Annotated in this window: 24 protein-coding genes; 13 read left to right on the top strand and 11 right to left on the bottom strand. The window is 66.7% G+C overall.

Features of this window, described 5'->3' with window-relative positions; translation table 11 throughout:
- Window positions 1-8: 8 nt before the first annotated feature.
- The gene (locus tag B141_RS0119130) at window positions 9-845 is read left to right on the top strand and encodes a carbohydrate ABC transporter permease (RefSeq protein WP_202805842.1); all 837 of its coding nucleotides are present in this window, start codon (window positions 9-11) and stop codon (window positions 843-845) included.
- Window positions 842-1,795 (top strand): carbohydrate ABC transporter permease, encoded by a 954-nt coding sequence (locus tag B141_RS0119125; RefSeq protein ID WP_202805841.1) that lies wholly within the window; start codon window positions 842-844, stop codon window positions 1,793-1,795. The genes B141_RS0119130 and B141_RS0119125 overlap by 4 nt, the downstream gene beginning before the upstream one ends.
- 61 nt (window positions 1,796-1,856) lie before the next feature.
- Here B141_RS0119125 and B141_RS0119120 read toward each other — a convergent pair whose 3' ends face one another.
- On the bottom strand, window positions 1,857-3,056 hold the full coding sequence (locus B141_RS0119120; RefSeq protein WP_020576796.1) for an amidohydrolase: 1,200 nt from the start codon (window positions 3,054-3,056) through the stop codon (window positions 1,857-1,859).
- Between the two features lie 164 nt (window positions 3,057-3,220).
- Between B141_RS0119120 and B141_RS0119115 the strand changes: the two genes are divergently transcribed.
- Both B141_RS0119115 and B141_RS0119110 read left to right on the top strand, forming a co-directional pair.
- Entirely contained in the window at window positions 3,221-3,868 is a 648-nt protein-coding gene (locus tag B141_RS0119115; protein WP_020576795.1) for a GntR family transcriptional regulator, read from the top strand.
- Between the two features lie 358 nt (window positions 3,869-4,226).
- A complete protein-coding gene (locus tag B141_RS0119110) occupies window positions 4,227-4,625 on the top strand; it encodes a hypothetical protein (RefSeq protein ID WP_157181116.1) in 399 nt (132 codons plus the stop codon).
- A gap of 293 nt (window positions 4,626-4,918) precedes the next feature.
- Here the strand turns inward: B141_RS0119110 and B141_RS0119105 are convergent, their stop codons facing one another.
- Together B141_RS0119105 and B141_RS0119100 are read right to left on the bottom strand one after the other, a co-directional pair.
- A complete protein-coding gene (locus tag B141_RS0119105; RefSeq protein ID WP_084678382.1) occupies window positions 4,919-5,704 on the bottom strand; it encodes a helix-turn-helix domain-containing protein in 786 nt (261 codons plus the stop codon).
- Between the two features lie 129 nt (window positions 5,705-5,833).
- On the bottom strand, window positions 5,834-6,373 hold the full coding sequence (locus tag B141_RS0119100) for a VOC family protein (protein WP_020576792.1): 540 nt from the start codon (window positions 6,371-6,373) through the stop codon (window positions 5,834-5,836).
- Window positions 6,374-6,440: 67 nt separating this feature from the next.
- On the opposite strand from B141_RS0119100, the gene B141_RS0119095 reads away from it, so the two are divergent.
- A complete protein-coding gene (locus tag B141_RS0119095; RefSeq protein ID WP_026257365.1) occupies window positions 6,441-7,211 on the top strand; it encodes a helix-turn-helix domain-containing protein in 771 nt (256 codons plus the stop codon).
- Between the two features lie 37 nt (window positions 7,212-7,248).
- Here the strand turns inward: B141_RS0119095 and B141_RS0119090 are convergent, their stop codons facing one another.
- Together B141_RS0119090 and B141_RS0119080 are read right to left on the bottom strand one after the other, a co-directional pair.
- Window positions 7,249-9,513 carry an FAD-dependent oxidoreductase gene (locus B141_RS0119090; RefSeq protein ID WP_020576790.1) on the bottom strand — a complete coding sequence of 755 codons (2,265 nt, stop codon included), beginning with the start codon at window positions 9,511-9,513 and terminating at the stop codon, window positions 7,249-7,251.
- A gap of 299 nt (window positions 9,514-9,812) precedes the next feature.
- Complete coding sequence (locus B141_RS0119080; protein WP_020576789.1) at window positions 9,813-10,184, bottom strand: winged helix-turn-helix transcriptional regulator; 372 nt, start codon at window positions 10,182-10,184, stop codon at window positions 9,813-9,815.
- 24 nt (window positions 10,185-10,208) lie between these two features.
- On the opposite strand from B141_RS0119080, the gene B141_RS0119075 reads away from it, so the two are divergent.
- Complete coding sequence (locus B141_RS0119075) at window positions 10,209-10,604, top strand: YybH family protein (RefSeq protein ID WP_040421762.1); 396 nt, start codon at window positions 10,209-10,211, stop codon at window positions 10,602-10,604.
- 73 nt (window positions 10,605-10,677) lie between these two features.
- Here B141_RS0119075 and B141_RS0119070 read toward each other — a convergent pair whose 3' ends face one another.
- From B141_RS0119070 to B141_RS0119060, 3 genes are all read right to left on the bottom strand, one after another.
- The gene (locus B141_RS0119070) at window positions 10,678-11,277 is read right to left on the bottom strand and encodes a hypothetical protein (protein WP_020576787.1); all 600 of its coding nucleotides are present in this window, start codon (window positions 11,275-11,277) and stop codon (window positions 10,678-10,680) included.
- 325 nt (window positions 11,278-11,602) lie between these two features.
- On the bottom strand, window positions 11,603-12,178 hold the full coding sequence (locus B141_RS41515; RefSeq protein ID WP_020576786.1) for a TetR/AcrR family transcriptional regulator: 576 nt from the start codon (window positions 12,176-12,178) through the stop codon (window positions 11,603-11,605).
- Between the two features lie 5 nt (window positions 12,179-12,183).
- Entirely contained in the window at window positions 12,184-12,639 is a 456-nt protein-coding gene (locus B141_RS0119060) for a hypothetical protein (RefSeq protein ID WP_020576785.1), read from the bottom strand.
- A gap of 197 nt (window positions 12,640-12,836) precedes the next feature.
- Here B141_RS0119060 and B141_RS0119055 point away from each other — a divergent pair, with 197 nt between their 5' ends.
- From B141_RS0119055 to B141_RS45850, 5 genes are all read left to right on the top strand, one after another.
- Window positions 12,837-13,130 (top strand): antibiotic biosynthesis monooxygenase, encoded by a 294-nt coding sequence (locus B141_RS0119055; RefSeq protein ID WP_020576784.1) that lies wholly within the window; start codon window positions 12,837-12,839, stop codon window positions 13,128-13,130.
- A gap of 5 nt (window positions 13,131-13,135) precedes the next feature.
- Window positions 13,136-13,744, top strand: coding sequence for a hypothetical protein (locus B141_RS0119050; protein WP_202805840.1), 609 nt, complete (start codon window positions 13,136-13,138; stop codon window positions 13,742-13,744).
- The gene (locus tag B141_RS41510) at window positions 13,741-14,919 is read left to right on the top strand and encodes an acyltransferase family protein (RefSeq protein WP_020576782.1); all 1,179 of its coding nucleotides are present in this window, start codon (window positions 13,741-13,743) and stop codon (window positions 14,917-14,919) included. Before B141_RS0119050 ends, B141_RS41510 begins: the two co-directional genes overlap by 4 nt.
- A gap of 14 nt (window positions 14,920-14,933) precedes the next feature.
- Window positions 14,934-15,347, top strand: a complete 414-nt coding sequence (locus B141_RS0119040) for a cytochrome P450 (RefSeq protein ID WP_237742733.1) — start codon at window positions 14,934-14,936, stop codon at window positions 15,345-15,347.
- Between the two features lie 63 nt (window positions 15,348-15,410).
- Window positions 15,411-16,514, top strand: coding sequence for a hypothetical protein (locus B141_RS45850; protein WP_020576780.1), 1,104 nt, complete (start codon window positions 15,411-15,413; stop codon window positions 16,512-16,514).
- Window positions 16,515-16,624: 110 nt separating this feature from the next.
- Here B141_RS45850 and B141_RS0119030 read toward each other — a convergent pair whose 3' ends face one another.
- The 3 genes from B141_RS0119030 to B141_RS41500 are packed head-to-tail and all read right to left on the bottom strand — an operon-like array spanning window position 16,625 to window position 19,629.
- The gene (locus B141_RS0119030) at window positions 16,625-17,293 is read right to left on the bottom strand and encodes a response regulator transcription factor (protein ID WP_020576779.1); all 669 of its coding nucleotides are present in this window, start codon (window positions 17,291-17,293) and stop codon (window positions 16,625-16,627) included.
- Window positions 17,290-18,564 carry a sensor histidine kinase gene (locus tag B141_RS0119025; RefSeq protein ID WP_051114122.1) on the bottom strand — a complete coding sequence of 425 codons (1,275 nt, stop codon included), beginning with the start codon at window positions 18,562-18,564 and terminating at the stop codon, window positions 17,290-17,292. Before B141_RS0119025 ends, B141_RS0119030 begins: the two co-directional genes overlap by 4 nt.
- 51 nt (window positions 18,565-18,615) lie before the next feature.
- Window positions 18,616-19,629: a serine hydrolase domain-containing protein gene (locus B141_RS41500; protein ID WP_272944091.1), complete on the bottom strand. Its 1,014-nt coding sequence runs from the start codon at window positions 19,627-19,629 to the stop codon at window positions 18,616-18,618.
- Window positions 19,630-20,150: 521 nt separating this feature from the next.
- On the opposite strand from B141_RS41500, the gene B141_RS0119015 reads away from it, so the two are divergent.
- Both B141_RS0119015 and B141_RS0119010 read left to right on the top strand, forming a co-directional pair.
- On the top strand, window positions 20,151-20,717 hold the full coding sequence (locus B141_RS0119015; protein ID WP_020576776.1) for a hypothetical protein: 567 nt from the start codon (window positions 20,151-20,153) through the stop codon (window positions 20,715-20,717).
- An 83-nt stretch (window positions 20,718-20,800) separates the two neighbouring features.
- On the top strand, window positions 20,801-21,238 hold the full coding sequence (locus B141_RS0119010; protein WP_020576775.1) for a GNAT family N-acetyltransferase: 438 nt from the start codon (window positions 20,801-20,803) through the stop codon (window positions 21,236-21,238).
- Window positions 21,239-21,335 lie beyond the last annotated feature (97 nt).

The raw sequence follows: 21,335 nt of genomic DNA, 5'->3' as shown, positions 1-21,335 counted from the left end.
GCATCGCAGTGCCGACCATCGGATGGACGATGTTCGGGCTCTATCCGTCGGTCGCGACCTTCTTCTACTCCTTCACGCAGTACTCAGGGGTTCCTGGTACCCCGCTAAATGTCTGCGGCCTCTGTAACTATGCGGCAGCGACTAGCAGTCTCCTGTCCAACGTCGCCGGCGCTATATGGACGACGGTGAAGTTCGCCGTGGGCGTCACCGTCGTCCAGACAGCCTTGTCACTCGGCCTCGCTCTCATTTTCCAGCGCCGCGGCCGGTCGTTCACCTTCTACCGAGCGATCATCTTCCTCCCCGGCATCCTGAGCGTTCCGATCGTAGGCGGGATGTTTTCGCTGCTCCTCGACCCAGTATCGGGGCCCGTAGGGGAACTGTTCCGTAACGCATTCGGCATCGAGTCGGCCTTTCTCGGATCCGGCAGGATCTCGCTGTTCCTGATCATGGGAATCACCATCTGGATGGGATGCGGCTATGGGATGATCATCTTCATCGCCGGGCTGAGGGCGATCCCCCGCGAGTCGTACGAGGCCGCTTCCGTGGACGGAGCCGGCCGGTTCCGCACCTTCAGGCACATCACGTGGCCGCTACTCGCGCCGGCAACGACGGTGTGCGTCTTCCTCACCTCAATGGCTGCGCTCGGTGAGTTCGCGCTGGTACTCGTCCTGACCGAAGGCAACTTCGGGACCAAGACGCTCGGCGTCTACATGTTCACCTCAGCCTTTGGCACGAGTAGCCAACTGGGATACGGGTCGATGATCGCGATCGTGCAGTTCTTTCTGACCTTGCTGATCGGTGGAGGCCTGTTGCTTGCACTGCGACGCCGGGAGGTGACCCTGTGAGCAACCAGCTCACCAAGGGTCTGGACCGAGGGCAGCCTGGAATGGGTACTCCACCTTGGAGCGATTCGGGAAGAGCGACGAAGGTGGTCGGTACGGGACGCTCCATCCTGCAGGTTCTCAGTCGCCATGGCGCGTATATCCTGTTGAGCGCAGGGATTTTCGCGCTGCCCCTCGTCTATCTGGCGGTCCAGGCATTCAAGCCCTACACGGAGTTCCTGCGGAACCCAACCGGTCTTCCGTCGGGATGGACGGCGACCAACTTCAGTGACGCATGGCAGCAAGGGGAGTTCGCCCGGCAACTGGTCAACAGCCTTGTCTATGCCAGCATGCCGACAGCTATCAGTATCCTCCTCGGCGTGTTCCTCGCCTTCCCAATCGCCCGCGGATACTTTAAGCAGACAAACCTCCTCTATGGACTCTTCGTCTTCTCCGGATTCCTCCCTGTCGGGTTGATCCCGCTATTCATCGAGGCCCAAGCGCTCGGCTTGTACAACTCGATGATGGGGTACGTCGTAATGAACAGCCTCGTGGGTGCGGGCTTCTTCTTCTTCGTCGGTTACATCAGGACGATCCCACGAGAACGCGACGAGGCAGCGGCAATGGACGGCTGCGGGTACGTCCGGTTCATATTGACGATCATCATCCCGGAGATGAAGCCGGCGTTGGCGGCCTTCGGCGTCTTCGGATTCGTTGCGGCATGGAACAACATGATCCTTCCCCTGGTCATGCTCGCCGACGAAGACCTCTGGCCAGTCACCAGGGGCCTCTACTCCTTCCTCGGCGAGAACGTCCAGAACTGGCCACTCATCTCAGCGGGCATCATCATCGTCGCCGCGCCGGTAGTCTGCGTCTTCGTACTTGCGCAGCGGTACCTCGTCGAAGGCGTGGCCGGCGGTGCAGTCGCCGGCGGCCACGCAGTCGCGGCCCAGGTGAGCCGGAACGACGGATAACGCAGCAGCGAAGAGAACACCCGCGTGCTAGCCGCGGACGACCGGGGCGACCCGGCCCGCCTCATCGGGCGCCGGGGCCCACGACCACCCGTCCGCCGACGATCACCGTGTCGCGCGAGGGCGCGCGGGTCACGGCGTCCTGGAGGTTCTCCGCGTCGAGGAGGACCATGTCGGCCGGGGCACCCGGCGCGAGGTCGTGAGCGGTCCGGCCGACGAACCCGGCGCCCGCGCACGTGGCAATCTCCACTGCCGAGCGGAGGTCCTCGTCGTACCGCCACCCGGAGAGTCGAGCCAGCGTCCCCGCGAGTCGCAGCATGTCGCCGTCGCCGAAGGGCCCCCACAGGTCGCGGATCCCGTCGGTGCCGAGGCCGACCGGAACACCGGCGTTCCGAAGCATGTCGAGGGGAAGCGGGGACGCCGTGATCGGCGCGACAGTGGTGAGCGAGACTCCGGCGTCAGCCAGTCGTTCCACCAGGTCCCGTTGCCGGGCCGGTGGGACATCGCCCAAGGCGAACCCGTGCGCGATGGTGACCCGCCCGGACATGCCGGTCGCCTTCGTGCGCTCAACGATCAGCTCGAACTGGAACGCGCCAAGCTCCCCGGAGTCATGCAGGTGGATGTCGAGCCCGACGCCTCGCCGCTCCGCGAGGTCGAACAGCGCGTCGAGTTGGCCCACCGGGTCGCGGTCGATCGACGCGGGATCGAGCCCGCCGACCAGGTCGGCGCCCTCGGCCGCCGCCCGGTCGAGCAGGTCGAGCACGCCCGGGCGACGCAGCACACCGTCCTGCGGGAACGCCACCACCGTGAGCGCGAGGCCCGGATCAACGGCCGCGACGGCCTCGCGTACGACCTGGATGCCGTCCAGACCGACGCCCAGGTCAACGTCCACATGGCTGCGGAACGCCGTCGTACCGGTCCGGACGAGCTCGCGCACCAGGGCGACCGTGCTCTCGAGGTCGGGAATGCCGAGTTCGCCGCGGTGGGCGCGCTCGTGGGCGATCCGGCCCTGCGTGCCGGACTCGCCGGCGTAGGACACCCACGGTTTGCCCCACCAGGACTTGTCCAGGTGCGCGTGGGCGTTCACGAACGACGGAATCGCGAGCAGGCCACGGCCGTCGACCACCTCACCGCGGACGTCCGGGGCCTGGGCCACAGTCGTAGCGGACGCCCGCTCGACCGCCACGATCGAACCGTTGTCGACATGGATGTCGCTGGCATCCCCACCCCAAGGACGGACGTTGCGCAAGACGATCCGGGACATCTGCTGCCTCCTCTGCTCCCACGGCCGCACCGAAACTCACGACCGGGCGACGACACTGCGGAAAAATGGTATACCAAATCTCAGGCGGCCCGGCCCGGCAGGCGGGGTCACGGGAGGCCGTTGCGGGCGACCAGAGGGGCGGATGACCTCGATACGATGCGGCCATGGGCGACCGGACCGAGGACGAGACTGAGTCAGCGCGGGTCGCACGAGTCCTGCGCGAACAGATCGTCGACGGCATTCGCACCCCGGGCTCCCGCCTCGTCGAACGCGACCTCGCGGCGGAGCTCGGCATCAGCCGCGTACCGGTACGGGAAGCGCTGCGCGCCCTGGCCGGCGAAGGCCTGGCCGTCCCCCGGCGAAACACCTGGATGACCGTCCGGACCTTCACCGACCGCGACATCGACGAGCTGAACGAAGTCCGCATCGCACTCGAGCCACTCGCCGTTCGCCGCGCCGCCGAGCGCCGCGACCCCGACGCCCTGCGCCGCATGAAGCAATGCCTCGACACGCAGGGCCGTGCGACCGCGCGCAGGGACGCGACCACCGCCCGGCGCGCCGCCGCCGATTTCCACGAAGCCATGACCGAAGCCAGCGGCAACTCACTGCTCGCCGAGATGTCCTCCTCGCTCGCCGGCCGGATGCGCTGGCTACTCGGCCAGTACGACGACCTGGAACCGGTATACGACGAGCACCGGGAGCTCTACCTCGCCATCGAGGCTGGCGACGCGAGTGCCGCCGCCGCGCTCGCTCGCCGCCATCTCCGCGCGGCCACGACCCGAGCGCGTAAGCCGACACGCCTCCGGACGTAGCGGCCACTCATCGATGAGGTCCAGCTTCATGAACATCGAGGCTGCCGTCGGGCCGGCGTAGAGCGCGATGTCCTTCCCAGATTGACGTTTCGACTCCTGGATCTGGCTGGCGATATCGCCTTTCAGTCGGGTGGTCGGACCCCATGGCGAGAGTGGTCCGGAGCCGTTGGAAGAGCACAAGCTTGGGAATGGAATTGACCAGCTTGGCCTGCACACGTTCGATCTCTGAGGCCGGGTCGACCTCCGCGCTGAGCCAGCACGGTGCGCAGGGTTCGTACGCCTTCCTTCCGTAGATCTGGATGTCGATCGTCTCGAGGACGTCGGCCAGAATGTGTTGTGGTATGGCACTATCACAGGCATGCTTCGTCGATATGGCGTCAGTGTTGCGCTGCTGACGGGGGTGGTGGCCGGTTGCTCCCAGCCGCCTTATCAGCTGCCGGACCGCACCACACAGGCCGTTCAGGCGGAGGAGCGACAGATCGCTGCGCGGCTGCCGGCCATGTTGTTTCAGGGCCCGGGCAGGTGTCAGGTCCGGTTCCTGGGCAGAGAGGGATCGTCGGCGTTTGTGTGGGCGGTCTGCGCGTCCGCACCGACAGCCGGAGTACCGTCAGAAGGCCTCTCGATGCCGCTGCGGCTGGACGAAGACCAGGTTGTGAAACCCGCCGACGGTGCCGGATACGCGGACAGTGTGAAGCGGATGTTGCCGCCCGGCCTGTCAGACCTTGTGCTCCGCGAGCACGACAAACTGCGCCCATAGCCGTCCTGGCCGGACCCGATCGGAATGCCGCACTCAGCGGCGCCCCTCGCCGACAAGACCCTTTCGGGTGCTCGCTGTAATTCCGCCGCCTTCGCACCATCCGAGAGGCTTGCTATTAGCGTCCGCGCCGTTGGCGGTAGTTGTCGATTGTCACGACGAGCAGGAAGGGTCCCCACAGCAATAGAGGCGCATATTCAGCGTAGGCGACAGTAAGCGTTCGTCGGCTGTTCGAAATGGTTTCTACCTCTTCCGGGTGCCAGATCAAGCGCCCGCGCGTTCCGACCACTGGTGGTTCACCACGGGCTCTTCCCCTGGTGCAGCGCAAACTCGACGCTGCGTCGCCCTTCGTGCAGTGCGAGCCGGAGTCGGTCCGGTTCCATACGCAGGTCTGGCCCACCGATCGCCACGGCCATCGGGTAGTCGGCATCGATCGAAGCCAGTGGGATCGCGCCGGACATCGACGTTCCCGACCAGCCTTCCAAGATCAGCACGTCGTGAACGACGTTCTCCATCGCCCAGGCCATCGCGGCACTCTCATCTGGTGGCAGGCCGGGCCCGCCCGTCCAGCCGTATTGTTCGCGAGAGGCACTCAGCACGGTGCAACCCTCGTCGAAGCCGAGCGTGACCAGCAGGCGCATCGCAGCCGACGACTGCTGCAGGGGAAGTGTCGTCGCCGTCACCGTTTCGTGGCCGGCCATGCTCCGAACCAGATAGATCAGCCGGCCATGGCGCAGCATGCACAGGTTGACGAAGCTGCCGTGATGCTGCTGTGCAAAGTCTTCGATGACGCCTCGCGCCCGGGCGATCGCGTCGATACTCGTCGCGGCCTGCACGAAATTCAGCAACCCGAAGTCGGCCCGGTACCCACCCGGACCCTTACGCGCGTAACCCATCGACGTCAGCGTGCCGATGATCCGCGAGATCGAACTCGGATGCAGACCGACCCGGCGACCGAGCTCAACTCCCGTGAGCGGGCCGCCGGCGGCGACCAGGTGCTCCAGGATCTCGATCCCGCGCGCCAACGCCTGCACTTGACCATCGCGGTCGATGCCGCCCGGGGAATCGTCTGCGGTGCGCACGACGAAAGTCTAGAGTTTGCCTGAGGCATACCAATAGGCCGCCTATTGCGTATTACGCAATAGGCCACCACGACAGCATCGCTATCCCGGCTGTCCCAGCAGCTCTCCTGCCCGCGGCGGTCGACGCACTCAACCCTGGCTGAACGACGCGGCCCACTCCGCCACGCGGGCGGCGCTCTCCTGCTCGGACAGATCCTCGACGCGCGTCATGATCGACCACCGCACGCCGAACGGATCCCGGATGCTCGCGTACCGATCGCCGGAGACGAAGGTCGACGGCGCCTCGCGGACGGTCGCGCCGGCGGCCACGGCCCTCGCGGCCGTCTCGTCGACGTCCGGGACGTACAGGCCCATCGAGTAGCAGTCGTCACCGCCCACAGGGGCGGCGACGAGGTGGTAGTCCGGCATGGGCTCGCCGATCTGGAGGTGCCCGCAGCCGAAGTCGAGCTCGGCATGGGCGACGACGCCGCCCATCTCGGTGACTTCGACGACGCGCGCGCCGAACACATCGACGTAGAACGCGATCGCCTCGCGGGCGCCGGAGATGGCGAGGAACGGGGTGAGCGAGGTGGATCCGTTCGGGCGGCCGCCGGTGGTGTGGGCGCCGGAGACGCCGCGGGTGCTCGCCGCGGGGGTGCCCGGCGCGTTGGGGGTGCTCGTCGTGCTCATGCCGCGACGGTACGGCGCGTCGCCTGCAGCGGTCTTGGAGATACGCGACACGTTCTACGCTGGAGCGATGACGGACGCGACGCGCGGGGTGATCTTCCCGGGCGCGGCCCCGCGGCTGACGCGAGCTCTCCCGGATCCCGCGCTCGCGGATCTCGTCGCGTGGTACTGGATCCCGGAGTGGGAGCTCGCCGACGGCACGGTCTCGCGACAGCTGATCCTGCCGTATCCGGCGTGCAACCTCGTCGTCGATCCCTCGGGGGTTGTGCTGTCCGGACCGGCCACCCGGCTCGCGGAACGCGAACTCACCGGACGGGGGTGGGCGGTAGGCGCGCTGCTGCGACCGGCGGCGACGGCCACGCTCCCGGTGGAACCCGCCGCGAGCGTGGACCGGGAGCTGCCGCTGGAGCTGCCGGACCTCCACGACGCGGTCTGTCGTGCGTTCGCCGGCCCCGACCGGCACGACCGCGCCGTCGCGGCCTTCGATGCGTGGTGGCAGACGCGCCGGGTGCCACCAACGCCGGAGGCCGAGCTCGCGGGACGCCTTACCGAGCTACTGATGAGCGACTCGCGCATCCTCCGCGTCGAGGACGCCGCCGCGGCGCTCGCGGCGTCGGCGCGCACCCTGCAGCGCGTCGCACACCGCTACTTGGGAGTGCCGCCGTCGGCGATGATCCGTCGCCGACGGCTGCAGGAGGCGGCGCAGCGGATCCGCGAGCATCCGGACGAGCCGCTGGCGGGCCTCGCCGCCGAGCTCGGCTACACCGACCAGGCGCACCTGGCGAACGACTTCCGCACCGTCCTCGGGTTCACGCCGAGCGCCTACCGCCGCGACGTCTGAGCGAGGCGATCCCCCGGATGCCCAGCCCTGCCACCCGTCACCTGTAGGCACGGAGCTTGATCACGTGCGCATAATCATGACCGTTGGTCGCGAGCACCCGGACCCGGAGCGCATCGCCGGTGCGCGGCGGCGTCAGGTGGTGCCGGCGGTGCCGGCGCCGGTTGCCCCGGACCCGGTCGATCGGCTGCCAACCGTCGCGGGTGTGTAGTTCCAGGTCGTAGTCGCGTACCAGCGTCGGCAGCACCTCGTCCGGGGTGCGGTGGTGGTGCAGGTTGATCAGGTCGGTGGCTACGTCGTCGTCAAGCACCAGTTGCACCTCCGACAGGGTGACCGGGGTGTCCCAGCGCAGCTCGACGGTCGGCGTCGGGTCGGTGTCCAGGTCGGCCGAGGACCACAGTTGCGGTCCGCCGTACGGACGGGCGTACCCGCCGACCAGCCGGTCCGCCGCGAGCGTGCGGATCGGGTCGACCACCCGGAACACCACCCCGTCGTGCGGACCGATGGCTCGCCACTCGCGGAACTGCTCGGACCACTTCTCGTCCTCACCCGCATCGCGCCGACGCAGGTGCGCCACGCCCGGCACCCAGTCGGTGCTCGCCCACAGCCGGACCGCCGGGTTCGCCCGGACCACGACCAACACGTTGTCGCCCGCGTCGGTCCGGTCCGGGCCATGATCATCGTGATCGTGGATGGCCGGGACCGGATCGATCTTCACCCACTGCTTCTCCCCCGGCACCAGCGGCACGTCGGCGCGCGCCACCAGCCGGTCCGGGAGGTAGTTGCGCGGTGCGCTGGTGCGACGGAACTCCGCCTGCAGTGTGGTCGGGCCGTCGACGTCGGCGAGCAACTCGAGCGCCCCGGGCGCGGCACCAAGGGGCAACACAATGCCGAGATCGCGATCCAGCGGCCATGTCTCGCCGGACAACTCGCTGCCGAGCACAGTCCGGGTGGAGCTGACGTGCACGGTCGCGGCCCGCGCCAGGTCGTCGGGGTCGTCGTTGAGCACCCCGACCACCGACGCGTCGGTCCGGACCAGCGCGCGACGCATCCGGGTGAACTCCGGCCCGGCGAGCTCGTGCGGGGTCAGTCCGGCGGCGAGCGCCACCGCCGCCCCGAGCCCGGCTGCCTCGCCGAGCACCGCACAGGTCGCCATCACCCGGGTCGAGCCGAACGCGACGTGCGACGCGGAGATGTTGCGGCCGGCCATCCAGAGGTTGGTGACGTTGCGGGAGTACAGCGAGCGCAGCGGGATGTCGTACGTACCGTCGGAGTACCAGTGCCGCGACCCCGGCTCGGTCGCGTAAACCCCGCCCGGCGGGTGCAGGTCGATCGACCAGCCGCCGAACCCGATCGCGTCGTCGAATACGGTCTGGCCGAGCACATTGTGCTGGGTGAGCACATGATCACCGACGAACCGGCGGTACTCCCGCTTGCCCGGCACCGACCCGATCCATTCCAGGGTGAGGTTCTCGACACCGTCGTACCGTCCGGAGTTCTTGATGTGGTCCCAGATCCCGTACACCACGGCCTGCAGCTCGTCCCGGATCCGCTCATTGTCGGCGACGACGTCGAGCTCGCCGCCCCATTCGATCCACCAGAACGCGCACCCCTTCATGTCGGTGCGGATCACCCGGTGGTCCGGGATCGCGGTGGTGCCGAGATCGACCGCGAAGCTCGGCGGGACGAACTTCGACGGCTGACCGGCATCCTTGCTGTAGAACAGGATCGTCGATCCGAGCGTGTTGTTGTCCGGCACCTCGGGTGCCCACGGTTCGCCGAACACCTCGCGCGCCTCGCGTCCGGTCATCACCTCGGCGCCGGCGAGATGACCGACCAGTCCATCGCCCGTACAGTCCAGGAACACCGGCGAGGTGAAGGTGATCGACTTTTCCGACCCCTGCTGCCAGCCGGTGACCGCGGTGATCGTACGCCGGTCGGCAGGCCCGCTCGCGGCTACCTCATGCACGTCGGTGTTCAGGAACAGGGCGATGTTCGGTTCGGCCCGGACCGCCTCGAGCACGGTGAGATCCCAGTAGTACGGGTTGCCCTCCGGGTTGCGGAACTGGTTCTCCACGAACAGCTCGCCCATGATCCCGGTCTCCCGGGCCCACTGGTGCACCCCGTGCGCGGTCGCCCCGCACACCCACACCCGGATCTCCGAGGAGGCGTTGCCGCCCAGCACCGGGCGGTTCTGCACCAGCGCGACCCGGGCGCCGTGCCGGGCCGCGGCGATCGCGGCGCACACTCCGGCCAGTCCGCCGCCGACAACCGTGATGTCACTGGCATGGTCGAGTCGGTGCACGATCGCGATCCTCCTTGGCGGACAGGGGTTGGGTCACTTCAGCCCAGCGTGGGCGAGCGATTCGACGAACCGATGCTGGAAGATCAGGAACACCACGAACACCGGCACGATGGCCGACACCGATACCGCTCGGCGGATCGTCTGCGGTGCGCACGACCGAGAGCCTAGGGTTTCGTTGAGGAATGTCAACGGGTGTCATTGCGCAATGCGCAATGAACCGCAACGTGCATTCCGACCGGGGTTCGGCGCTGTTAGCTACATGGTGAGCGTCAGCGGAGACAGGTTCACCCGCCGGGCGGTCATGCGAGCAGGGCTTCTCCGGTTCGGTAGAGCTCGATCATCAACGGCCGCAGCGCCTCTCCGCGCGGAGTCAGCTGGTAGGTCACGCGGGAGGGGAAGCCTCGCGTGATCTGTCGCTCCACGATGCCGTGTCCGCGGAGTTCGGCCAGGCGGTCGGTGAGGACCTTGTCGGTGAGGGTCGGCAGTCGTTTGCGGAAGGCCCCGTACGAGAGCGGTCCGTGGAGGAGCTCGCGGATGAGGAGGGTGCTCCACCGGCCACTGATCACGCGGAGGGCCACCTCGACGGGACAGGCCTCGTCGGGCCGGGCGCCGCGTCCGGCCGGTGTGGGCACCAACTCGGGATCCCAGCTGCGCACCGTTTGGTAAGCCACGACGCCTCCTGATCGACTCGTTGCATGAAGAATTCAATGATCCCGCTCACGACGGACCCCGCGAAGCACCCGCACGTGTTCGCCGCCGCGTTCAACACCGGCGACCCGGATCAGGTGGAGCGGGTTTACGAGCCGGACGGGCTCCTGGTCGCCCAGCCCGGTGGGCCGGTCGCGGGCGCTGCGCGTCGGGCCGCGAACGCGAAGCTCATGGCGCTGGGGCTGCCGATCACAGTTACGCCGCGACACGTGTACGTCAACGGAGATCTGGCCCTGCTGATCGTCGACTGGGTCATCGCGCCGACTGCCACCGACGGCCAACGTGTAGAAATGCGCGGCACAGCCACCGACGTCGCGCGACGCGGCACGGACGGGTTCTGGCGCTACGCCATCGACAACCCCTGGGGTACAACCGCCGGGTGACCGACCTCTCATGCCGGCCACGCTCGGGACGTACCCCATTAGGCCGGATCGACCTGGACCGGCTTGTGCTGAGTCACCCCTCCGGTATCTGAGCCAGGTCGACGTGCTGGACCTTGTAGTTGCCTTTGGTCACCGGGGCGAACGGGGCCGGAGCCATGCAGGTGCCGACCGGCGCTTCCTCCCATTCGCCTTTGGCGTTCTGGTCGAGGTTGACGACCGTCCAGGACAGGCCCACGCGGTCGTGTCGACCGTTGTCCTGGACGCTGAAGCCGAGCCGCTTGCCGACCCACTCCTGGACCGGCTGGTCCGCCTTGGTGATCTTCGCGGTGAGGGTGGCCATGCCAGGCGCGGTGACCAGGCAGTCCACTGTCCCCTCGGCATGGAAGGTCTTCTTCCAGGCAGCGACGTAATGCGAGATCTTCACCGTGCCGCGCGCGTCGGTTGGCAGCCCCTTCGGTGCGCCGGGGATCGGACGGGTGTAGGGGGTGGCGGTCGCGTCGAAGTCGAAGTGGCGGACGTCCTGGTCCGGGTAGAACGGCAGCATGAAGTCGGCCGCACCGGTAACGCGTGCGACCTTCGACTCGGCTGGTTCGGCCTGCGCGGTGGCGGCGATACCGGCGACGACGGTCGCGGCGACGGCGGTCAGGGCAGCGAGCTTTGTGGTGATGTTCATGGGACGATCCTCCACAAGCGGCCGGACCGAAGCCTCCCCCGAAGGAGGGATCGTCTTCCCCACAAGAGGGATCGATTGATCGTTTCCCCCGAAGGTAGCAAGCGGATAGATCTGATATAGGCAGTCTGCTCATTGATGAATATTGCGTGGCTGGATTCGGGAGGCATGGCTGGCCTCGGCTGACCGTGAGCCGTCGTGTAGCTCGATGAAGTCGGGCCGCAGTGAAGCCATGTCAGTCTCCAGTCCCCCGCGAGCACGCGACTCCGATGTTGAAGGCGAGCTGCGACGACAGCCTCGAGGCTCTCGCCACGCGGTGAGCGGAGTTTCACCTCTTCCGTTTCCCACGCGTCTTGGCGCCCGACACTCGTGTCAGTTGAGTTCGTACCAGGTCAGCGATCTGGTCGCGACTGATCGGTGTCGCAGGCTCCGTCGTCACCTGCTGGAAGAGGAGCCCATCCAGCAGCGGGGTGAGGCAACGGGCGAGCTCGGCGGCGTCCGAACCAGCGATCCCGCGAAGCATGGTCGCCAGCAACCGGTGAACCTGTTCGGTGGCGCGTGCGAGCGGCTCCCGCAGTTCTGAACGCCGCGTCGCTTCGAGTGCCAACTCGTACCGAGCAATCTGACGCCGGCGATCAGTGGTCGACCATCGGTTCAAGGTGGCGGTCAAGTAATCGATGAATCGATCGAAATCAAGATCCTGGTCCGGCACCTCCTGCTCATCCAGCGAGACGAGCCGATCCAGCACCGCCTGCACGAGGGCAGTTCGTGTCCGGAAGTAGTACGCGGTCGCCCCCTCAGGCAACCCGGCAGTGCGGTCAACGGCGCGATGGGTGAGCCCGCGCATACCCTCGGCCGCGAGCGTCCTGATCGCGGCATCAGCAATGTCGGTACGTCGTCCCATATCCGTCATCCCCGGGGATGCTGGCGCGCGCGGCCCGCCGAAAGCTGGGCAGCCGCCAGCAGTCCCACCGCCACGCTCCATAACAGCAGGTATCCGCCGAAGATGCCGCCCCCGAGTTCGGTCGTCGCGGCACGGATGACCCCGCCGAGCCCGAAGCTCAGCAAGAAGCAACCGATCGCGATCAGAGGCACGGCGATGATCCAGCGGTTCAACCGGGCTGCGAGCGGCGTCAATGGCACCAGGGTGATCAACAGGAAGAGCACCCCGACGGCGACGTTGCCCCACTGCGCGGCAGCAACCGCGTCGGTGTTACCGAAGCGTGCGTAGTCAGCCGGGGTGACCCGCGGACCGCCATGGATTCCGAGCTTTCCCTCGATCGCAAACTGAATCTTCGATGCGATGTAGGGCACCGCGTGGCCGGCTGCGACAACGTTGAGCACGCGCGACGAAATGTTGATCATGATCCGACGGTCCGATCTATGGCTGCATCTGCCCCATCGATCACCGTCGACCGTGCAGACGGCGATGCCATCCGAACCTCCTCCACTTGAATTTCTCTACACCTGTGGAGCACACTCTACACAGGTGTAGAGAGTAATTGCCTAAGGCAATCTCCCCCAAGGTAATCGCCCGCACACAGTTTGACTGGAGCCGTTCGATGACTATCGGTTTCGTTGCCTTTCACTACCCAAAGCCCGAACATGTCGACGAGTTCGTCGTCCGCACGCAGCAGGTCCGGAGCACATTGTCGGCCCAGGCCGGATGTTTGGATGCCGACGTCTGGGTCACTCCGGATGGCGACGCGGTTGTCACCACCGGCCGGTTCGTGTCCGAGGCCGCGTACCGTGCGGCATTCGGCGCAGCACAAGGTCTGGGAGACGTCGTCGCATTCGACGATCGCGAACGTAAGCCTCGCCAGATCGTCACCTTGATGTCGCCGCAGGTGAGTTGATCACGGTGAAGCTGCTGCCAAGCGCCGAGCATGCCTCGCGCCGTCTGATCGCTGTACGCGCCCTGCTCCGCCACTGGGAACAGACCTGGGCGCGACGGGGCGCGCCCTCGGCGCAGGTGACCCAGGTCGTCGGTGCCAGCAACCTGCCGGCGGACATCCGGTCACTCAGCTCACTGACCAAGATCGACTACGCCGATCATCTGTCCTACCCGACGTCGATCAATGCGACCGCCGAACGCTGGGCCCGCACCATGTTCGGCAACATCCCTGATTTCGCAGAGCGCCTTATCTGGAAGGGATGCCTACGACTTCGACTCAGCCCAACACCGTCACCGGATACCGCCGGAGGGTGGCGGATCGCCGCACGGGAGCCGGACTGGATCCGGCTTGAGGCAGCGTCGTGGTTCCTGACCGGCAATCTCGTCGTCACCGCCAGCCATGGCCAGGCGTCTCTGACAACCTGCATCCGTTTCGAGCACCCATTTGGCCGGGTCGTGTGGGGCGCACTCGGTCCTCTCCACCGGCTGATCAGTCCTGGCTTCCTTCCCGACGCGGCAGCAAAGATCCAGAAGGTCGAAGTCGCCACCGCCAACGGGTCGGCTACCAGACGATGACCAGCCCCGGCGAAGCACCTGGCAGCACACGCCTGCACGGGCTCGATGCACTGCGGGGCGGGGCGTTGATCCTGGGGATCGTCCTGCACGCGCTGATCCCGTTCACCGTCGAAACACCATGGCTCGTCAAGGATCAGGACCAGTCACCGGTTGCTGACGTGACCAACTATGTGATCCACCTGTTCCGGATGACGCTGTTCCTGGTACTGGCCGGCTACTTCGGCCGGATGATGCTCACTCGGCGAGGCGTACGCCGGTTCTTGGGCGACCGGCTCAAACGCATCGCGTTGCCCCTCGTGGTGTTCTGGCCGGTCGCGGTGCTGCCACTTGCGCTGCTGTCACTGCTGAACCTTCACGTGCGCAACCTTCCGCAGCCAACCGATGTGCCCACCGATCCGCTGCTGATGATCACGCCCGGGCACCTGTGGTTCCTCCTGATCTTGATGGAGTGCTACCTGCTGATGCTTGCCGTACGTGCCATGGCACCGCGCCTGCTCGGCACCCACACGGTCCAGCGCCTGACAACTCGCGCGACCCGAACGTTCACCGCGCCGCTTGGTGTGATGGTCGTCGCTCTGCCATACGCAGCGACGCTGCTGCTGCAGAACGAACCCATGACTGGCGGCATTGCCGCACCGACAACCATCCTCCCCGACCCGATCAGCCTGATCAGCTACTTCGGCGCATTCACCGTCGGCTGGTGCCTGCAGACCGATTCGAACGCCCTGCACAGGCTCAGCAGACCGGGCGCGTGGATTCACCTGGCAGTCGCCGCCGGGACGACTGCTCTCGGCTGGGTCCTTCTGCACCACGCTGCCATGCCCGCGATCACCGCCAGCGTGATGGCGATCGCCGCGTGGAGCTGGGTCTATGCGCTGCTCGGCCTCTGCATCCAGTACCTGACCCGCGAGCGCGCGTCCGTGAGGTACCTGGCCGACGCGTCGTACTGGATGTACCTAATGCACCTACCCCTGCTCGTCGCCATCGAGATCCCCCTCGCCGACCTCGGCTGGCCGATCATCGCCAAACTCGCCGTCGCCCTCACCACCACATTCCTGATCTTGCTCGCCAGCTACGCGCTGATGGTCCGCACCACCCCAATCGGCCGATGGCTCAACGGACGAACACCTACGCACCGGGCTGCACAGAAACCCGCGACCCACACCACACCATGAAGGGCAACCTCAACATGACCGTGGAACCCCGGCTCGCTGACCTGTTCACCACGCCCGACCGTGACGAGTTTTGGGCCGCCATCGGTCTCGAACCACCTGTCCGCCGCGCCAGCTACTTCGACGGGACACCGATCTGGCTCGTGACCGGGTACGACGCGACAATCGCTGTGATCAAGGACCCCGCAGTATCGCGCGCATTCACCGTCGGCCGCGTCAACGCACTCCGACCGCGCATCCAGCAGATCATCGACGAACTGATCGCCGACATCGGCGACGAAGAGTTCGACTACATCGAACGAATCGCCCACCCACTGCCGGTCCGCGTCATCTGCGAACTCCTCGGCGTGCCGCCAACTCAGATCGCCTGGCAGCCAGGACTCGCCCGTGCCCTGTCCGCACTCCCCGTGCGCTTCGAAGGAAGGGCCTAACATGGCTCGGCCACGCAGGTGTGTCGTGACCGGCGTTGTGCGCGCAGTGGGAAGAAGACCCCGATGAGCGCATTGCTCGAATCGCACGCTCGCGGCATCACGCTGCTTGCGATGGTCGCCGGGCTGCTGTCGGCCAGCTGCAGCGGCTTCGGGATGTATTGGCTTCTGATTCCGGACGCGCACCCGTGGGCCGATGTCGATCCGCGCCGCATCGACCTTGTCGGACGGTTGCCGACAACACTGACCGCCGGTTTGATCATGACGCTCGGTCTATTCGGCGTTCTCGCTGTAATGGCAAGACTCCTCATCGGCCAACGAGCCCGGCCGACCCTCTTCGCTGCAGGGGGTCTTCAGATGCTCGGGAACACGCTGCTGTCCTCGGTCGCGGCACTGACCCTGTTGGCGTATTTGGTCGCCTTGGTCATTCCGGCGGCAGGCATTGTCCTCTTGGTGCTCGCCTGCCGCCGCGTTGCCCTCATGCGCTACCTCACCGCCATGATCGTGATCGCCGTCGCCGCCTGGGGAACCGTCACCGCGGCCCTGAAGCCGTCCCACCTGCTCCGCCTCCTGCAGGACGTCGCGGATCGTGTGAGCGGCCTTCCGGCCGCGGCCTCCGTACCCATGCTGATCGCTGCCACCACCACCTGCTGGCTCTTTCTGATCATGCGCGACGGAGCGTTCCCAATCACGGGTCCCGTCGCAGACCAGATTGCGCGCTGGAGCCGACCGGTCACCTGGATCGCCGCGGCCTGCCCGCTGCCATATGGGTTGCAACGGCTCACCTGGCTGACGCCGTTGCCCTCCTTCGGTCTGCACGGAGAGATCCTGGACCCCGAGACGCGTCTTTGGGGCCTACTGTTGGGCGGCGGCGCCCTGATCGGTTGTGTCCTGACTCTCGGCCTGATCAGCCGATGGGGCCGCACCTTTCCTTCCTGGACGCCGCGGATCGCCGGTCAACCCGTCCCGGTCAGCCTCGCGGTCGTCCCCGGCTTGGTGGTCGCGATCTCGGTCACGATCACGGCGATCCCGATGGCGATGATGTCGGCCAGCACCGGCGGTTGGTGGAACCTGATCCTCCCGTTCTGGCTGTGGGGGCCAGCCCTCGCGTTGGCCGTGTGGGGCTACGCCGTACGTCGACGAGCGCTTCAGGCGACAGTGCCGAGCTGACCCGACGAGTGCGCGTTGACCTGAGGCAGAGAGGCGGAACGGGGCGACGGCACACGCAGCCAACTCGTCGTTCATGATCTCTACGGCACGATCGGGGTCGAGTCGACCTACTAGCGCTCGCCCTGGTTCAGTGGGACGAAGCCGCTCTCGTAGGCCCGGATGACGGCCTGCACCCGGTCGCGGACTCCGAGCTTGGCGAGGATCCGGCCGACGTGGGTCTTCACCGTTTCCACCGTCACGTACATCTGGCCTGCGATCTCGGCGTTTGACAGGCCCGAGGCGATGAGCCGGAGCACCTCGGCCTCACGCTCGCTCAGCATCGGCAGCCCCGGTCGGTCCGGGCGTGCCTGCACCCCGGGAGCGACCAGTCGGCGCAGGGCATCCGGATATAGGAGCGAGTCCCCGCTGTGCACCGTGCGGATCGCCGCGGCGACGGCCTCAGGTGCGGAGCGTTTCAGGAGAAATCCTTGTGCGCCTGTTCGTAGGGCTTCGGCAACGTAGTCATCGTTCTCGAAGGTAGTGAGGACAAGAACCTTCGTGTCAGGCTGGCGTTCGCGAATGATCCGGGTCGCCTCGATCCCGTCCACCCGAGGCATGCGTACATCCATACAGACGACGTGCGGCCGAAGGGACATCGTGGCGGACACGGCCTCGGCGCCGTCTCGAGCTTCGCCCACCACCGCGATGTCCTGACATTCGTCGAGCAGAGCGCAGACGCCAGCACGGACCAGGTCCTCATCGTCAGCGAGAAGGACTCGGATCTTCACCGACGAGCTCATCGGATCCCCTTCTCCGGTAGCGGGAGCCGCGCGTCCAGCACCCACCTACCATTCTCGGTGCCAACCTGGATGCGTCCGCCGAGGGCTCGCACCCGTTCCCGTGCACCGACCAGCCCCCGCCCGCCGCGGGCCTCACTGACCACCGGCGCCCGCTGGCCTAATGGGTTGGCCACGTGGACCTGTAGTCCCTCTGCCACCGGCGCCAGACGAACGTGTACCGGCTGGTCAGGAGCATGTCGGAGGGCATTGGTCAGCCCTTCCTGGACGATGCGATACGCCTCGCGTGACACAACCGCTGGAACCTTCGTCAGGTCGGTGACAAGCGATTCCAGGTCCACTGGCTGGCCACCTGCACGGGACGCTCGGACCAGCTCGTCGAGGCTTCGCAGGTCATGTGCTGGGTGTCGGGTTGCCGGCTGTGGCTCCCGCAGCATGCCGAGTACAACGTCCAGGTCCTCCAGCGCTCGGCGCGCCACGTCCTCGACGATCGCCAGGCTGCCGTCGGCCTGGGCGGCGTTCGGTGGGAGGCGACGGCGTGCCACGGCGGTGTGGAGAACGACGATGCTCAGTGCGTGTCCGACGCTGTCATGGAGCTCGCGAGCCAGCCGGGTGCGTTCGACGAGGTCCGTCGTACGGGACTCGAGTTCGGCCAGGAGCTCGGCGATGGACGGGCCCAGCAACACAGGCGCGATCCGTACCAACACCTCCCCGCAGCCCAGCAGAAGCAGCAGGCCCACCAACAGGAGGAACAGCCCCGCGAAGGTCAGCGCCGCCACTACCCATACGTCGCCGTCCGTCGCCCACGACAGACCAAGGAACGAGCCCTCCCCGGGTGCGTCGACCGAGCGCACCAGCCTCTCCATGATCAGCACCCAGCCCATCACCACGCAGCCGGTCAAGCCACCGGCGAACAGATGGGTCCAGAACCACACGACGGTACGCCAGCGCTGGTCCCAACCCCGGGTCAGCCCCGGCGCCTGTCCTTTGAAGTCCACACCAAGCAGCGACGCGGCAGCCGCACCCTCGATGTGCCTCAGCTGGGGAAGCATCCCCAGCAGGGTCGGCGGAACGAGCGCGACGAGTACGACGACCAACCGGCTGAGGATGACCGGTTCGTGGTCCCACAGTGCATCGGCAACGGCCAGGTCAACCGACAGGAACGACAGGACGAGGGCGGACCCGATGAGTAGAAAGAGGAATCGCAGCAGAAGCCAGGAGCCCCGCACCCCGCGAAGGAATGCTCCGATCCGCGGCGGCAAGCCATCCACCATGGCGGCATCCTCCCAGAGGTGATGTGGTTCCATCGGATGTCGGACCTGCTCCTAGGAGCAGAACACCGCTTCCTTGAGGTCCTCAACCGCCCGCTGGACCGCACGGGCCTTTTCGTCCTTCAGTCCCACGCTGTTGATGCTGTAGACGACCTGCCGAGTGCCGTCGCGGCTGGTGACCGACTCACTCGTGTAGCCGGGGAACTCGCCGTCCTTCGTCCATGTCTCCTGGCCGCAGATCTCGGACAGTCCGAAACCGAGCCCGTTCCTGATCTCCGGAAGCGACGTCGACTGGACGACCGTCGTGAGCTCTCCCAGCTGCGCGGGAGGGAGGAGGCGACCGGTGAACAGAGCATGGTGGAACGTCGCCACGTCACGCGGTGTGGAAATGATTGCACCGGCTGCGTCCGCGAACGAAGGGCTGAACCGGGTGACGTTCTGGTAGTCGAAGTAGTGATTGGAGAGATATCCCTCCAGATGAGCGCCGTGGATCGACGGGTCACGTTCGGGGAACGTCGTACGCCGAAGGCCCAGCGGGTGGATGATCCGTCGCGTCACCTCCGCCTGCACACTCCTGCCGGTAACTGCCTTGATGATCATCCCGGCGACGACGTAGTTCGTGTTCGAGTAGAGCGCGTCGGTTCCCGGAGCGAAGGCCGGTGGCAGTTTCATGGCGCTGTTCACCAGCTCGCGGGCGGTCCACACTCGATCGTAGTCGCCGGTGGCGAAATAGGACCGGAAGATCGCTTCATCTTGGAGGTACTCCGGAACGCCGCTGCTGTGGTTGAGCAGCATCCTGATCGTGATCTTCCGGCCGTCGTTGCCATTGCCGCGGACGACGCCGGGCAGCCACCTGTCCACGGTGTCGTCGAGTGAGAGTCGACCCTCGCTCTCCAGTTGCAGCATGACAACGGCGACGAAGGTCTTCGTGACGCTGCCCATTCGCACGCGGTCGTCTATTTGAGCCTTACGCTTGGTGGTCACGTCGGCCACGCCCGAAGCGAGGTCCCATTCCCGATCGCCTTCACGCACGTGGGCGATCACCCCTGGAACCCCGGCGGCAACCATGGCTCGCAGAGCCTCGGAAGTGCCTGTCGGCGGTCGCTTCTGCTGTTCAGGTGAGGTCGCGCCGGCAGGGGCGCTCACCGCCCCCGCCATGATCAGCGCGGACGAGGCAGTCGCGGCGGCAATGCGAAGCCATCTGCGACGAAGAGTGGGTGACGCCGTCCATGGCCGGGTGGGCTTGATTGGCATGAGCGCTCTCGCTTCCATTGGTCGGGATTCCGTGCACGCGGCACCGGCTCGAATCTGCCGCATCGTCTCCAGGAGGCGTGTCCCCCTGGAGAGGGATACGCGTCCCTCCCAGGTGGCCGAATCGATAGCTCGGCCGTCGGCCGACCGCGAGGGCACGACCGGCGACCGCCGTCCGCTGGGCAGCTTCCTGCAGTAGTGGGGGGTGAGCTGTGCTCGCCGATACTCCCCCGGGCGGGGGACCTGGTTCCCTCTAATGGGCGATGATCACGAGCCGACGGGGTTGCGATCTTTGATGCGAATCGGGCAGTCAGGCCCGCCGAAACCAAGGATCGACAATGACCGCTCTGACTGATCGGCCGAGGACCACCGGGCGGGTGCGCACCGCTTGGAGAGCCGCCCACGACCCGGTAGCCGGGGTTCCCCGCTGGGCGCGGATCGCCGCCTTCGCCGTCCCGTTCACGGTGCTGCCGTCCAGCCTCTGGCGACTCCCGGCCGCGTTCGACGAGAGGTTCGGGATCGGTGAGCGGGCCTACATCGTCTTCCTGTCGATCCTGTCCGAAGTCGTTGCGTTCACCGCGATCGGCTTGATCGCCCGCTGGGGCGAGGTGTTCCCGCAGTGGATCCCGTTCCTGCGTGGCCACCGGGTCCCGACGAAGGCGGCCGCCATCCCCGCGGCCCTCGGCGCCGTGGTGCTGACGATCCTGTGGACCGCCGCCTGGATCACCGAGTTCGCGGGGGTCACCCTCCGGGGTAAGCCGACTCCCTCGAACTTCCCCACACAGGAAGGTGGCTGGGAGGCCGCGATCTTCTACCTCTGTTACCTCCCGCTCCTGTTGTGGGGGCCGCTACTCGCCGCCGTCACCGTCGCCTATGTCCGGCGTCGCCGGAACGGGCGGCGATGACGGTGATGTCGGCCAGCACCCGCGGGCAGGGAGGCGGAACGGACCAAATCCTGCCGCGGCCAAGCAGTTCATAGGATTCCCGCATGGTTGGGGTGCGGGTTCGACGGGCGGCCGTCGAGGACATGGATGCGATGTGGCCGCTTGTCTGTGAGTTCGCGGCGTCGTTTCGTCCCGAGCGCGATCCGTTCGAAAGAACGTTTCGGACCCTGCTCAACTCTCGTGGCGGACTCGTTCTCGTCGCTCACGTGCAGGACAGAATCGTCGGGTACCTGCTGGCGCACACTCATCACACGTTCTTTGCCAATGGCCCAGTTGCCTGGGTCGAAGAAGTCATGGTCGACGAACGCGAACGCAGTATGGGCATAGGGCGCGCGCTCATGGCGGAGGCCGAACGGTGGGCGTGCGACCGAGGCGCCGCATACGTGTCGCTCGCCAGCCGTCGTGCGGGGAACTTTTATCTCCAACTCGGTTACGAGGACTCCGCTGTGTTCTACAAGAAGAACGCTCGATCCCCGAAGTGAGGCAATCGCCGACGCATGGCAGGCGAAGGAGCGCGAGGGGGCCGAGCAGGCCATGCCGAGGCGTCGCGCGCCCGCTGACCTGGCCGCGAGGCATGAG

Origin of the sequence: Actinopolymorpha alba DSM 45243 (assembly GCF_000373925.1) — a bacterium.
Lineage (GTDB): Bacteria > Actinomycetota > Actinomycetes > Propionibacteriales > Actinopolymorphaceae > Actinopolymorpha > Actinopolymorpha alba.
The sequence above is the reverse complement of the archived record's forward strand: the minus strand, read 5'-3'. Positions and strand labels throughout refer to the sequence as shown.

What these genes read in the sequence shown, in the direction of transcription:
- B141_RS0119095 (WP_026257365.1), top strand. Translation starts at nt 6,441, where the DNA reads ATGACGGACGCGACGCGCGGGGTGATCTTCCCGGGCGCGGCCCCGCGG.
- B141_RS41500 (WP_272944091.1), bottom strand. Translation starts at nt 19,629, where the DNA reads ATGGTTGCCGCCGGGGTTCCAGGGGTGATCGCCCACGTGCGTGAAGGC.
- B141_RS0119030 (WP_020576779.1), bottom strand. Translation starts at nt 17,293, where the DNA reads ATGAGCTCGTCGGTGAAGATCCGAGTCCTTCTCGCTGACGATGAGGAC.
- B141_RS0119010 (WP_020576775.1), top strand. Translation starts at nt 20,801, where the DNA reads ATGGTTGGGGTGCGGGTTCGACGGGCGGCCGTCGAGGACATGGATGCG.
- B141_RS0119115 (WP_020576795.1), top strand. Translation starts at nt 3,221, where the DNA reads ATGGGCGACCGGACCGAGGACGAGACTGAGTCAGCGCGGGTCGCACGA.
- B141_RS0119070 (WP_020576787.1), bottom strand. Translation starts at nt 11,277, where the DNA reads ATGAACATCACCACAAAGCTCGCTGCCCTGACCGCCGTCGCCGCGACC.
- B141_RS0119040 (WP_237742733.1), top strand. Translation starts at nt 14,934, where the DNA reads ATGACCGTGGAACCCCGGCTCGCTGACCTGTTCACCACGCCCGACCGT.
- B141_RS0119100 (WP_020576792.1), bottom strand. Translation starts at nt 6,373, where the DNA reads ATGAGCACGACGAGCACCCCCAACGCGCCGGGCACCCCCGCGGCGAGC.
- B141_RS0119055 (WP_020576784.1), top strand. Translation starts at nt 12,837, where the DNA reads ATGACTATCGGTTTCGTTGCCTTTCACTACCCAAAGCCCGAACATGTC.
- B141_RS0119120 (WP_020576796.1), bottom strand. Translation starts at nt 3,056, where the DNA reads ATGTCCCGGATCGTCTTGCGCAACGTCCGTCCTTGGGGTGGGGATGCC.
- B141_RS0119110 (WP_157181116.1), top strand. Translation starts at nt 4,227, where the DNA reads ATGCTTCGTCGATATGGCGTCAGTGTTGCGCTGCTGACGGGGGTGGTG.
- B141_RS0119060 (WP_020576785.1), bottom strand. Translation starts at nt 12,639, where the DNA reads ATGATCAACATTTCGTCGCGCGTGCTCAACGTTGTCGCAGCCGGCCAC.
- B141_RS0119015 (WP_020576776.1), top strand. Translation starts at nt 20,151, where the DNA reads ATGACCGCTCTGACTGATCGGCCGAGGACCACCGGGCGGGTGCGCACC.
- B141_RS0119025 (WP_051114122.1), bottom strand. Translation starts at nt 18,564, where the DNA reads ATGGTGGATGGCTTGCCGCCGCGGATCGGAGCATTCCTTCGCGGGGTG.
- B141_RS41515 (WP_020576786.1), bottom strand. Translation starts at nt 12,178, where the DNA reads ATGGGACGACGTACCGACATTGCTGATGCCGCGATCAGGACGCTCGCG.
- B141_RS41510 (WP_020576782.1), top strand. Translation starts at nt 13,741, where the DNA reads ATGACCAGCCCCGGCGAAGCACCTGGCAGCACACGCCTGCACGGGCTC.
- B141_RS45850 (WP_020576780.1), top strand. Translation starts at nt 15,411, where the DNA reads ATGAGCGCATTGCTCGAATCGCACGCTCGCGGCATCACGCTGCTTGCG.
- B141_RS0119075 (WP_040421762.1), top strand. Translation starts at nt 10,209, where the DNA reads ATGAAGAATTCAATGATCCCGCTCACGACGGACCCCGCGAAGCACCCG.